Origin of the sequence: Mahella australiensis 50-1 BON (assembly GCF_000213255.1) — a bacterium.
Taxonomy (GTDB): Bacteria; Bacillota; Clostridia; order Mahellales; family Mahellaceae; genus Mahella; species Mahella australiensis.
Window position 1 is genome coordinate 2475612 of sequence record NC_015520.1, and the last position, 12016, is coordinate 2487627.

The following is a 12016-nucleotide window of genomic DNA, read 5'->3' on the forward strand; positions in this document are numbered from 1 at the left end:
ATAATGTGTTTGTTTCAGCAGCTTTCATTGCTAAAACGAATAAATCCCACAGCTCGTCCATTCCCGTAAAGAATGACCTCCTGTTATCAAGCACAGGAATCCTGCAAACTGCGTAGGCGCAAGCAGTTTTAATTCAAACGCGTCAGCGAGAATTTTAGCCAGCACAGTGCGATTTGCATCTGTTATCCCGCGATTCATTACTCCAATCACAGAAAACGGATCTATTTGATGCCGAAGTGGTCCCCCCCAGTCTTCGCGCTCAAAGTGGAGGTATTTCATCAGTGGCTGCTCCGATGCCACTTTCTTCATTAAGTCAAATAATTCGTTCCGTTTATTGTTGTATACGATCAGTTTATCAGCAAGTGCCTCGTAAAACGGCACCCATTGGTATGTGTTATCCATGATCTATAATCCTCCATAATAATTATTCGTCTTTAGCGGACGCCTATCGGGTCAACGCCGAATCGCTTTAGGACATCCTTTTTCTCAAAGAGGGGCAGCCCTTGAAATTTGTAAGGATAAATTCATGGGCAAGACACTCTTGGCCATTGTTCAGCGTCAGCCTCGCCAACTCCAATAACCGATTTGCCCTCATTATATCCAAGTCAAGGCTGAAGCACACTGCAATTCCAACACGCATGATCACTGTAGTCTGCTTTAGCCGTAATCGACTTATGGTGGCGTCATTAAAACCTGAGTGTTCCTAAATTTATTCTTACTTACAGGAGTTATGCAAAAAGTTATAGGCTAAGATAGCATTAGAACAACCACCTTTGACAACTTTGCAGCTTAAAATATTAGATTGTCAATATTCAGCGGACTTTTGCGTAAGTCCTGTTAATCTAATACTTTCAATCAGGACTTTTCCACCCTCGACATCAATACCACCGTCTCAACATGCGCCGAGCCAATCAGATTGATGTTGTGTCTGTGTTTGGCGTTTTTCCCGTGCAAGGGAATAGGTCAAGGGTGGTTTTGGAGCATTCTCCGTGCGTGGGAATATGTCCACGGCAATTCATCGTTTAGTCTGTTATCGGAAACAAGTGAATATTCGATATGTTAAAGTCTTGCTGTTCGAAGTTTCTTGTTACCTCTCCGCTGGGGACAATAGCGCGTGGCTTTGTCTGCAAATTTACGGTTTCATTTTGGGAATCGATTGCAGCGCATACCTTATATAAATTCAATTTTTACTCAAATGTCGTTTTCATCCCTTTACATGTCCTGAACATAGTAGACATTGGTCGCCTTACAGCCGGAGCCAATTTCTCTGATATGCTTCAGTGTTTCAGAATTACGGTCAAGAGTAAGCTGCTCGTTATAATCCCATGTGACATACTCCCACGTTGCAGCCTCTGGAATTACACTGGGCTTGATTTCTGGAGTACAGTCTGTCTCCGTCACAGCGTTGCGTCCTCGCACATCAACTATAACACTCAATCAATAAAAAAACATAGCCTCTCATACTCCTTCCGATGGCAGCATTTTTATATATGAAAACAAATGCTCTAATATTGGGCAGAGCAAAAACTTTAACCAATTGTTTTCACAAGCTCGGTAAGGTGAGACCAATAATTATTTATATTTACGAACGTATCTTCTGAACGCTTTAAAACATAGTCTTTTAAGTCAGTATTATCAATTTTGTTTGTTGCGAACATTAAAAAGCGTTCTTTAACGCTATTTAATATATCATCCAGATTATTTTCCTGATTTATCATTGCAAACAAACCAGAAATATCAATGATATAGTTATTTATTTCTTCTTCATTGTGCGTAATTGAGCCAATAATATCTCTGATCTTCAAATCCTGTGCTGCCTGTTCATCTCTCATGTCCTCTGGGTGTTTAAGTCTTTCAGTTTCTAACCGTTCCTTTATGGCATCAGATAATCTGCTGCGTCCTAAATTAAATTTTTCTTCAATTGAAGCATACCCGCTATTGAGCATCTCAGAATTATGTTTATAATATTTATCTATCAATTCGTTAAAACCTTCCTTGTTTGCCTTGTCTAATAGATTCTCAGAAAAGTACCTGAGAGCCGCAATAGAACTTTCCAATTCTACTCGAGCCTCATTTGAATCTAACTGTTCGCCATGCAATTGATCATACAAATCAATCCCTATATCATGTCCCCAGCTAAATACATCGTCCATCCCATCTGTAATTTCCATCAATACCTGTTCAGTATTTTTCACGGCTTCATCTGACATATTGTCATAGAACCCTTTATTATATAGAAACTCGCTAAATATAAGCCACTGATCATTTCCTTTTAGGGCAAACTCATTAGACTCTCCAAACTCTTGAATGCGTGACGCTCTGTGCTTCTGATATAGTTCTTCAATATCATGCTCCATTTTATCTGTGCCATTTTGAGCAAATAAACTTTTTGCCTCATCAGATAATGAAACCAGTACTGCGGGACGTTCTTGCAATCCAATGCTCTCTAATTTTTTAGCTATCTTTTCTATGCTATTTGCATCATTTAACGGAGTACTGTTTCGATTAAATATTCTTTGATTATATGCTCCCGTGAAGAATGGATTTACTTTTATGTCCATAATATAATCCTCCAAACCACCAATCTTGCAGCATTACTGCAAGATTGGTGACAATCATCTTTTTCTTTAATCAGTTCAACTGCGTTATCGTGGGCAATGCCTCCGCGCCTGCACCATAATAAAAATTCAAGACGCTATAAAAATCAATGGGAGCCCCCGCATAATCTTTCCTCCCTTTAGATTTATTATAAGTTGTTCATATTGTTAATAAATCCCTTGCACCGAGGTGCTGACTATTTCCGTCACACCATTCCTGGTCACATCCGCTCTAAATCCCTTATCAACTCCTGATATATTATATATCAAGAACATTTATTACGCAATTGTATACAGCATTTATCTGCGATTCGTGATTTATAATAAGCTGCATCATTTATGCTATACTTTAGCAAGAATCGGATCTAGGTACTGCTTCACTTCTATGCCACATGATGCATATAATTGAATAAATTCTAAAAAGCCAAATATGCCAAAGTACTGGCCGCTGTATATGATAACGAATTTTGGTCCCTCTTTTGTATATTTCTTCATCGCTACTGGCAGTGATTTGCCCGCATATTTGTACCCTTCTTCTGCCTCTTTGTAAAGTTGAAAGTACAAATATCCTATTAGCAGCATTACTATGTGAAACGCTATAAAGTTGTATTTTGTGCTCTTAAAATCCTCTAGCCGCCAGTAATCCTTAATCTGGCGATAATCTTCTTCTATCTCCGGCCTTAGTTCATATGTCATTATTATTTGCTTGGCCGTCTTTTCGGTATCCTGTTATAAGCCATGAATTTTAGCAATAAACGTGGTATGTTTAGCCAATCTCACTGTCAGAAGCAATCCCGTCCATATTACATTATTTGGTAGACAAAGTGGCCTGTCTATACAAATTTTTTAGACAGACCACTTTCATTATGTTAGTATGAATCGTATAATACATATACCATGTTAGTATGGTTCGACATTAAATGCAAGCAATATTTTGGGGAAATATATAATCCCTTTGAGAATTTGAATATAGAACAGGCAAAAGAGCTCATAGGTGGTATAGCCGATACTGATAAGCTATGGTTCTACGGTTATCGCAAGAAAGCCGTTATATATACCATAGATAATATCTTGTATAAGACCGTATTCATGATAAGATGATTGGCGACGCGGGTAGAGAATGCAGGTTTTTTAGCTCTCAACATTTCTGCCATCCAGGCCAGGCTTATCACTCCTTATCGTACTGCCTGTTTATCACGTCTTCGAATTCTGCATATTCTGATGCAATCTGAAACCTTATATCGTTATCATCTTTGAACGGGTGCCTATGATCCGCATATTTCCAGAATATCTCTTCAGGTATCCCATCCGGAAATGCATCGCATTTCTGATCACCCTTATAATGCGTACATGATATACACATCGATGACATTATGGTTGTCATAGCCCTAGCTCCTTGTCGAATAGGTAGTCTCGACTCTCCTTCTATATAGATTTTGATACCAAGCCGCTAACTAAAGCATATATTGTTTTAGCAATTTGAAGTGCATGTTCAGCATCGGTTCCAGAAACATTAACAGGTATTCCGATCGGATAGCGCGCTTCTATATAGAACACACCTACAAAGCTGCAATCATCATTATAGTTCCCAAAAACCGGATTGCTCTGACTGCATAACTGACATAAATACTGAATATCATGAGTTTTTGGAAACCGTCGGCCTGTATATGCGAGATATGCCTTGAATGCTTTCTCTATTGCTTGCTGGCAATGAAAAGCTATGATTTCAGGGAATCCTTCGTTTGCTATGAGCAATTCCGCGGTAGCAAGATCTTTTCTGGCAAATTCCAACCATTCTTTAGATTGACCAACATTATTGCTCATAAACCACAATCCCTTCTTTTAATATATCGTTTATAAACCATTCATCTTTTAGCTTATCAATCTCATCATTTGTATAAACCAGTATGTCGAGCGGTAACGGACATAATAGACTTTTTCGGATGTTTCTTATTCTTACTATAAAATCTTCCTGTGTATCTTTAATAACCAACAAATCAATATCACTATCCTGGTTTTGAGTGCCACGAGCATATGAACCAAACAATATAATCTTTTGAGGTTGATACGCCTTCGCTATTTGTTCAACTATATTACTAACAATTGTTAGTCGATCCGTTTCTTGTAGCATATCTTACATCCGCTCCTTTCTTTTCTTCTTAATTATACCATTTCCAAAACTGAAATACAAAAAACAGTATAGCGAATTAAGCGACTATATTGCCTTTAGAATAGTAAATTCACTTATTCGGTCTGCCTGGCAAAATGAATCGAATATCCACATCAACCTGCGGTTGCCTCCATACCCTATCTGCCGTAATAAGCTGGTTGATATCAGAATAATAGCTGCACGGGCAAGCGTGCAGCTATTACAAAAATGAAAGGGGTGTTGATCACATGCTCTCTTTCTGAGTGGCCTCTATCATTTGGGATATATAGTCTTCCAGCATCTTCGGCAGCCCCAATATCTTGACATCCATAAAGCCGCGGGTTATCAGCGATACGGCTTCATCCTTGGTAAGGCCGCGCGACATGAGGTATTGCACCTCTTCCTCCGCTATCGGGCCTATAGCCGCTTCATGCGACAGGTAACTGCCCGGGGCCTCGGATAAAAGTTCGGGTACTGCGTACATCATACCATGCGGCGACATCAATATGCCGCGGCAATCCAAATGAGCACGGCTGTCATCCTGTTTGGATTCCAATGCGCCGCGCGCGTATATCTTGGAGCTATCATTGACGATGGCCCTGGATATGGCCTGTCCCGACGAACCTTCGCCCTCCAGTATTATGCGCGAGCCGACATCTATGTTTGAATCCTCCAGGCCATATAGTAGGGAATTAAAGGCCGCCACAGAGTTTTTGCCCACCAGCCTGGCCGATGGGAAGGATTGTATCGAACGCACGGGTTTTAGCAAAACATAGTTGTTTATAAAGACGCCGTTGTCGTCTACCACAGCAGCCGAGCGTGGGCGTACGTGAAACTCTGGAGCCCAGTTGTGTATCATTGTAAATGTCAATTTGGCATTCTTTTCCACAAAAAATTCCGATATACCGAGGTGCAGCCCATTTTCTACTTTAGGCGCCAGAGAGCACCCTGTAATAACCTGCGCATCGGCTCCCTCTTCCACTACGATGACATTGTGCACATTCTGTACTCTGGCATTTTCTTGAAGCATAAGGCATGATTGTATAGGTTTGTCGACTTTTTGTCCGGCAAAAACGCGTATAAAATAACCGTGTACGTCGTGCAGTTCGGAAAAAGCCGTATATTTGTCCTGATCCACTTTTGCGGCACGCCACCAATATTTTTCGCGAATCTCGGGGTATTTTGCCATGGCATCGTTTATGTCCATTATCTCCAACTTATCGCCATAGGCTTTTTGTATATTCCTGTATATGACCGTATGATCCAGTTGCATAAAACTGCCCGAACGATTAGCCTCTGTGGGATCTATGCCCGATGCTATGGCAGCCTCTTGGATCTCGCGTGGGAGCTTGGATAGCTCGTCCACCGCCTCACTCTCATCAGGCTCTTCAAAAACCGAAAGGTCTATATCTTCCCCATAAGTCGCCTTCTTATCCAGCGCCTTTATAGCCCTTTCTTTCAATTCGTCTTCGTATTTCAGCTCTATTGACATTGCTCACACCTCCCAAAGCCATGCAGGCGGACCTCATCGAATATATCCCTGGCACCTCCGCTGCACACTATTCTGCCATCCATAAGTATATGGCCCTTATCGGCGTTCACATACTCGAGTATATAACCCGTATGCGTCACTATAATGCCAGATACCTTGCGGCCTTTTATTTTATCCTTATGCAACAGTTCATTTATCATATTGCCTATAAGCGATATATTATCCATATCCACGCCCGACTCGGGCTCGTCCAGCAACACAAGTTCCGGATTCTGACATATAAGCTGTAACAGTTCGGAGCGTTTCAACTCGCCTCCTGAAAAGCCGTAGTTTAAATCGCGGTCCATATGCTCTTCAAGGTTCAATCTCTCCGCCACAGCAGCAACGGCTACATTATTGCCCCTCGCATGCGCTGCTATATCAGCGATTTGAGCCAGCTTCACGCCACGCACAGCCGGAGGCTTTTGAAACATCATGCCTATGCCGAGTCTGGCTCTCTCGTCGAGAGTCATATGCGTTATGTCGCGATCATTAAAAATTATCCGACCTTGGGTCACTTCATATCTCGGCATGCCCAGTATACTCATTAAAAGGGTGGTTTTCCCACCGCCGTTGGGACCGAGCAATATATGCGTCTCGCCCTCATCGACTTGAAGATCTATGCCTTTTAATATAGGTTTCCCATCTACCGATACATGTAAATTCTCTATTTTTAACATTTTTATCATCCTTTATAAAGATACGAATATCTTAAAAGGCATCTATCGTAAAAATAATCCGATAAGATGCCTTTATCGACTCATTTTATCCGTTAAACTTCTGGGAAGAAGAAAGCGTTCATATCAGACCAATTTCTTCTCATCATCTGCTGATAACGATCATGGAAGAACTGCTTGTGGCCCTCTTCCCATTGCTTCAGCGTATTGAGAAGCTTTTTGGCCCCTTCATCGTCTACCTCTTTCTCTGCTGCTGCGTAAAATTCCACAAAGTCGCTCTCTATCGAATACGCCATACGTATTACGGCAAGATCGGACATATCGTCATCACCCTCCACCTCGGGCAACTGCTGAGCCTGATTGCCGAATATCGACGGATGCTTTATATATTTGCTGGTATCAACCACCCATGATATAACTTTGAGTTCGGAAGAACCATATATCTCATCGTATTTATCCTGAAGCATTTGATGGTGGCCGTCCTCCATCTCCGCCAATTGTTCGAATATTTTTTTGGTACTCGGATTGGCCACTTGATCTTTATAATATGAATAAAAATTTTGGCCTTGTTTTTCCAAACGTATAGCAAAGCTCAATATCCTTTGCATCTTATCCATTTGTAATCATCTCCTTAAAGTTTTACTTGAAAGGGTTCTCATCCTCATATAGTACAGTGGATGGTTGATTTAACCCTATATCATCGACGCCCAGCATCTTCATAGCCGCAAACAATACTTTGCCCGCATGTTTAAAGGCTATACCGGCATGATGCGGATAGCGCTTGGTTATCAATACATGCCTGTAAAAGCGCCCCATTTCCCTCACAGCAAATACACCTATGCCGCCAAATGATTTGGGATCCACATCTATAACCTCTCCTTGGGCGATATAACTCCTAAGCTGGCAATCGGCCGTGCCTTGCAGCCTGAACAGCGTGATTTCTCCAGGCCTTATTGTACCCTCCAATGTACCGCGCGTGATATCTGGCTCCTTATCCGGCTCCAGCGTTCGGTGCATTATAAGCTGATACCTCATCGATGCGTTTACCATACACCCTTTGTTGGTATTGCCGCAATGGAAGCCCATGAACAAATCCGTGGGTTTATAGCCCTCGAACTTACTCTTATTATGCTCATACATGTCTTTGGGCACGGTATTATTTATATCCAGCAGCGTTGGCGGCATCTGCGTGGCACAGGTTATAACATACTCGCTCAAAGCACCATATATATCGGTCTCGCATGCTACGGGTATGCCCTGACCTGTAAGTCTGGAATTTACATAACACGGCACAAAACCGAACTGCGTCTGGAAAGCCGGCCAGCACTTATTGGCAAATGCAGCATATTTCGACGCTCCCATATGGTTATCCATCCAATCCTTCAGCGTCAGCTCATATTGTGCTAGTTTTGGCAAAATACCGGGATAATTATTGCCGCTACCAAGCTCTTGCTGCATATCCTTTACTACATCAGGTATCCTGGGATCATCGGCATGTTTATTAAATGATTCAAAAAGATCGAGCTCAGAATTCTCCATCACTTCCACGCCCAGGTCATAAAGCGGCTTTATAGGCGCATTGCATGCTAGAAAGTCATAAGGCCTTGGACCAAAACCGAATATTTTAAGATTTGATACCCCTATCACGACCCGCGCTATATCCACAAAATCAGCCATCATGTCGGCCACTTCACCGGCTGTACCGACCGGATACTCCGGTATGTAAGGATTAAGGTTGCGCAGACCTATGCTATAAGACGCGTTGAGCATGCCACAATAAGCATCTCCTCTGCCGCCTATCAGATCATTTTCGGTTTCTTCGGCAGCAGCCGCAAACATAACAGGTCCGTTGAATTTTTGTGCCAGCATGGTTTCAGGGCCTTCCGGGCCGAAATTACCAAGATATACTACCAACGCATTTACGTTGGCCGCTTTTATCTCATCCAGCGCTTTAAGCACATCAGTCTCATTCTCTACAGTAGCATTTATCTCCACTACATCTATGCCTTTGGCAGTACATGACTGTACCACAGCACTCCTTCTCCTTTGACTGAGTTCTATAGGGAAGCAATCTCTGCTTACAGCTACGATACCCAGTTTTACATCAGGTACATTATTCATCTCAATGTATACCCCCTCAAAGCATTTTTACATTTTATATTATATCACATATATATTACATAGTACATAGATAGTTTTCCTTATCTATATAATAAATCCGCATCTATATAATAAATCCGCGGCTTGTGGAAGAAAAAATCAAGCAAATTTCATGCCAAATATATTGACAAGATGGAACGCCAGATGTATAATATAATTGTTAAATAAATAACAAAGTTGTGGGCCGAACAAGCATAATACCGGGATTTTCGTTCGAAAAATCGGCTTATTGGACTATATATGTGTTAATTTATTAACGATTAGGAGGTAAAATTATGAAACCAGAAGAAAGAAATCATGCTGCTCAGCCGGTTAGTATAGACGCTATGATAAATAAATTGGTAAACCGAGCGTCTACTGCAGCAGAAGCTTATATGCAAATGGATCAGGAACAAATAGACACTATAGTGAAAGCCATGGCCGTAGCAGCTATGGATAATCATATGGCGCTGGCCAAAGCCGCTGTGGAAGAAACCAAGCGTGGCGTATATGAAGATAAGATAACTAAAAATATGTTTGCTGCGGAATACATTTATCATGATATAAAGTATCAAAAAACGGTGGGGGTTATAAATGAAAATAAGTTGGAGGGCTATATAGAGATAGCCGAGCCAGTGGGTATAATAGCTGGTATCACACCGGTGACCAATCCAACTTCTACGACCATATTCAAATCGCTCATAGCGGTAAAAACACGTAATCCCATAATATTCGCTTTTCATCCATCTGCTCAAAAATCCAGCAGTATGGCAGCCCAGGTACTGTTAAAAGCCGCTATAGAAGCAGGGGCACCGAAATACTGCATACAATGGATAGAGGAGCCATCTTTAGAAGCCACTGCCGCACTAATAAATCATCCCGGCATATCGCTTATACTGGCCACCGGCGGCAGTAATATGGTTAAAGCCGCATACAGCGCGGGCAAACCGGCTTTAGGCGTCGGACCAGGTAACGTACCGTGCTATATAGATCAGAGCGCTGAACTTGAAACAGCGCTGACCGACCTCATGCTGTCCAAAACATTCGATAATGGCATGATATGCGCTTCAGAGCAATCGGTCATATTTCATAAAGCCATTGCTGATAAAGCCATAGAATTTTTGAAATCCCACAATTGCTATGTATTGAATAAAAACGAGGTAGAGCTATTGACTGCCGTCGCTATGAATAAAGAAAAAGGCGGTGTAAATCCAGCGATAGTAGGACAGTCCGCTGTAACAATAGCTAAGATGGCCGGCCTTAAAGTACCAGAAAGTACAAGAATATTAATAGCGCCACTAGACGGCATTGGTAGTCAATACCCGTTATCAGGGGAAAAACTCAGCCCTATATTAGCTTTATATATAGCAAAAGATTATAAAGAAGCTATAGAAATGGCAAAACAGTTGATTTCGTATGGCGGTATAGGGCATTCGGCTGCCATACATTCGAAAGATAAAGAAGTCATAAAAGAGTTCTCAAAGGCTTTGAAAGTCAGTCGCATAGTAGTAAACGCCCCTTCCAGCCATGGTGCCATAGGTGATATATATAATAGCCTGGTTCCGTCATTAACCCTTGGCTGTGGCACTTATGGAGGCAATTCGACCAGCGATAATGTATCTTCGGTAAACCTTATAAATGTAAAGCGCGTGGCTGCACGCCGGTACAATATGCAATGGTTTAAAGTGCCGGAAAAAATATACTTCGAACCGGGAGCCATAGGCTATCTAGAGAAAATGCCCGACATATCCAGGGCGTTCATCGTAACCGATGCTGCAATGGTAAAGCTTGGCTATACAGACCGCATATTGTATTACCTCAGGAAGCATTCTCCATATGTGCACAGCGAGATATTCGCTGATGTGGAACCAGACCCGTCAGTAGATACCATAATGCGCGGCGTAGAACTAATGAATAGCTTCCAGCCTGACGTCATCATAGCCCTAGGCGGAGGATCAGCTATAGATGCCGCAAAGGGCATGTGGCTGTACTATGAGCATCCAGAAGTAGATTTCGCCAACCTCAAATTGAAGTTTATGGACATAAGAAAGCGCGTATACAAGTTCCCACGACTAGGTAATAAAGCAAAGTTAGTCGCCATACCGACCACATCGGGCACCGGCTCTGAAGTAACCTCTTTTGCCGTTATAACCGATAAAGAGAAAGGCGTGAAGTATCCTCTGGCAGATTATGAATTAACGCCGGATGTAGCTATAATAGATCCGGACCTAGTAATGACAGTACCGCCTACTATTACTGCAGATACCGGTATGGACGTATTAACCCACGCTATAGAAGCATATGTATCGGTAATGGCATCAGATTATACAGATGCCCTTGCAATAAAGGCTATACAACTGGTTTTTGAATACCTGCCGCGGGCATATAAAAACGGTAATGACAGCGAAGCAAGAGAGAAAATGCATAATGCTTCTTGCATGGCAGGCATGGCTTTCACCAACGCATTTCTCGGCATAAACCACAGCCTTGCCCACAAGCTGGGCGGCGAGTTTCATATACCCCACGGTCGTGCTAATGCCGTGTTGCTGCCATATGTAATAGAATACAATGCCAAAGAGCCCGAAAAGCTAGCATCTTTCCCCAAATACGGCAAGTTCGTGGCCGATAAAAGATATGCCGAAATATCCAGGATGCTTGGACTGCCTGCTTCCACTGTACAAGAAGGCGTAAATAGCCTCATAAAAGCTATACGCGATTTGATGACGGCTCTAAATATGCCGCATACCATAGCGCAATGCGGGGTCAGCCGCGAAGAGTTCGAAGCCAAAGTCAATGAATTGGCTGAAAAAGCCTTTGAAGATCAGTGCACGACAGCCAATCCGAAGCTTCCCCTTATAAGAGACCTCGTAGATATATATATGAAAGCATACAATGGCTAACAAAAAGCCGGGGATTAATCCCC

At 42.2% G+C, this 12016-nt stretch carries 12 protein-coding genes; 2 read left to right on the forward strand and 10 right to left on the reverse strand.

Annotated elements, in window-relative coordinates:
• Positions 1–30 precede the first annotated feature (30 nt).
• The 3 genes from MAHAU_RS11585 to MAHAU_RS11600 all read right to left on the reverse strand — a co-directional run bounded on the left by MAHAU_RS11585 (position 31) and on the right by MAHAU_RS11600 (position 3293).
• On the reverse strand, positions 31–402 hold the full coding sequence (locus MAHAU_RS11585; RefSeq protein WP_013781916.1) for a hypothetical protein: 372 nt from the start codon (positions 400–402) through the stop codon (positions 31–33).
• 1127 nt (positions 403–1529) lie between these two features.
• Positions 1530–2561, reverse strand: coding sequence for a hypothetical protein (locus tag MAHAU_RS11595; RefSeq protein ID WP_013781917.1), 1032 nt, complete (start codon positions 2559–2561; stop codon positions 1530–1532).
• A gap of 378 nt (positions 2562–2939) precedes the next feature.
• Positions 2940–3293 carry a hypothetical protein gene (locus MAHAU_RS11600; protein ID WP_013781918.1) on the reverse strand — a complete coding sequence of 118 codons (354 nt, stop codon included), beginning with the start codon at positions 3291–3293 and terminating at the stop codon, positions 2940–2942.
• A 201-nt stretch (positions 3294–3494) separates the two neighbouring features.
• Here MAHAU_RS11600 and MAHAU_RS11605 point away from each other — a divergent pair, with 201 nt between their 5' ends.
• Positions 3495–3698, forward strand: a complete 204-nt coding sequence (locus MAHAU_RS11605) for a hypothetical protein (protein WP_013781919.1) — start codon at positions 3495–3497, stop codon at positions 3696–3698.
• Positions 3699–3765: 67 nt separating this feature from the next.
• Here the strand turns inward: MAHAU_RS11605 and MAHAU_RS11610 are convergent, their stop codons facing one another.
• The 7 genes from MAHAU_RS11610 to MAHAU_RS11640 all read right to left on the reverse strand — a co-directional run bounded on the left by MAHAU_RS11610 (position 3766) and on the right by MAHAU_RS11640 (position 9075).
• Positions 3766–3981: a hypothetical protein gene (locus MAHAU_RS11610; RefSeq protein ID WP_013781920.1), complete on the reverse strand. Its 216-nt coding sequence runs from the start codon at positions 3979–3981 to the stop codon at positions 3766–3768.
• 41 nt (positions 3982–4022) lie between these two features.
• The gene (locus tag MAHAU_RS11615; RefSeq protein WP_013781921.1) at positions 4023–4421 is read right to left on the reverse strand and encodes a HEPN domain-containing protein; all 399 of its coding nucleotides are present in this window, start codon (positions 4419–4421) and stop codon (positions 4023–4025) included.
• On the reverse strand, positions 4411–4728 hold the full coding sequence (locus MAHAU_RS11620; protein WP_013781922.1) for a nucleotidyltransferase domain-containing protein: 318 nt from the start codon (positions 4726–4728) through the stop codon (positions 4411–4413). Before MAHAU_RS11620 ends, MAHAU_RS11615 begins: the two co-directional genes overlap by 11 nt.
• A 262-nt stretch (positions 4729–4990) precedes the next feature.
• Positions 4991–6238, reverse strand: a complete 1248-nt coding sequence (locus MAHAU_RS11625) for a SufB/SufD family protein (RefSeq protein WP_013781923.1) — start codon at positions 6236–6238, stop codon at positions 4991–4993.
• Positions 6229–6957 carry an ABC transporter ATP-binding protein gene (locus MAHAU_RS11630; protein ID WP_013781924.1) on the reverse strand — a complete coding sequence of 243 codons (729 nt, stop codon included), beginning with the start codon at positions 6955–6957 and terminating at the stop codon, positions 6229–6231. Before MAHAU_RS11630 ends, MAHAU_RS11625 begins: the two co-directional genes overlap by 10 nt.
• 92 nt (positions 6958–7049) lie before the next feature.
• Positions 7050–7571 carry a ferritin-like domain-containing protein gene (locus tag MAHAU_RS11635; protein WP_013781925.1) on the reverse strand — a complete coding sequence of 174 codons (522 nt, stop codon included), beginning with the start codon at positions 7569–7571 and terminating at the stop codon, positions 7050–7052.
• A gap of 22 nt (positions 7572–7593) precedes the next feature.
• Positions 7594–9075 carry an L-fucose/L-arabinose isomerase family protein gene (locus tag MAHAU_RS11640; protein WP_013781926.1) on the reverse strand — a complete coding sequence of 494 codons (1482 nt, stop codon included), beginning with the start codon at positions 9073–9075 and terminating at the stop codon, positions 7594–7596.
• Between the two features lie 314 nt (positions 9076–9389).
• Here MAHAU_RS11640 and adhE point away from each other — a divergent pair, with 314 nt between their 5' ends.
• A complete protein-coding gene (gene adhE / locus MAHAU_RS11645) occupies positions 9390–11993 on the forward strand; it encodes a bifunctional acetaldehyde-CoA/alcohol dehydrogenase (RefSeq protein ID WP_013781927.1) in 2604 nt (867 codons plus the stop codon).
• The last annotated feature ends 23 nt before the right edge of the window (positions 11994–12016 follow it).

What these genes read in the sequence shown, in the direction of transcription:
- MAHAU_RS11630 (WP_013781924.1), bottom strand. Translation starts at nt 6,957, where the DNA reads ATGTTAAAAATAGAGAATTTACATGTATCGGTAGATGGGAAACCTATA.
- MAHAU_RS11620 (WP_013781922.1), bottom strand. Translation starts at nt 4,728, where the DNA reads ATGCTACAAGAAACGGATCGACTAACAATTGTTAGTAATATAGTTGAA.
- MAHAU_RS11640 (WP_013781926.1), bottom strand. Translation starts at nt 9,075, where the DNA reads ATGAATAATGTACCTGATGTAAAACTGGGTATCGTAGCTGTAAGCAGA.
- MAHAU_RS11600 (WP_013781918.1), bottom strand. Translation starts at nt 3,293, where the DNA reads ATGACATATGAACTAAGGCCGGAGATAGAAGAAGATTATCGCCAGATT.
- MAHAU_RS11615 (WP_013781921.1), bottom strand. Translation starts at nt 4,421, where the DNA reads ATGAGCAATAATGTTGGTCAATCTAAAGAATGGTTGGAATTTGCCAGA.
- MAHAU_RS11610 (WP_013781920.1), bottom strand. Translation starts at nt 3,981, where the DNA reads ATGACAACCATAATGTCATCGATGTGTATATCATGTACGCATTATAAG.
- MAHAU_RS11585 (WP_013781916.1), bottom strand. Translation starts at nt 402, where the DNA reads ATGGATAACACATACCAATGGGTGCCGTTTTACGAGGCACTTGCTGAT.
- MAHAU_RS11635 (WP_013781925.1), bottom strand. Translation starts at nt 7,571, where the DNA reads ATGGATAAGATGCAAAGGATATTGAGCTTTGCTATACGTTTGGAAAAA.
- MAHAU_RS11595 (WP_013781917.1), bottom strand. Translation starts at nt 2,561, where the DNA reads ATGGACATAAAAGTAAATCCATTCTTCACGGGAGCATATAATCAAAGA.
- adhE (WP_013781927.1), top strand. Translation starts at nt 9,390, where the DNA reads ATGAAACCAGAAGAAAGAAATCATGCTGCTCAGCCGGTTAGTATAGAC.
- MAHAU_RS11625 (WP_013781923.1), bottom strand. Translation starts at nt 6,238, where the DNA reads ATGTCAATAGAGCTGAAATACGAAGACGAATTGAAAGAAAGGGCTATA.
- MAHAU_RS11605 (WP_013781919.1), top strand. Translation starts at nt 3,495, where the DNA reads ATGTTAGTATGGTTCGACATTAAATGCAAGCAATATTTTGGGGAAATA.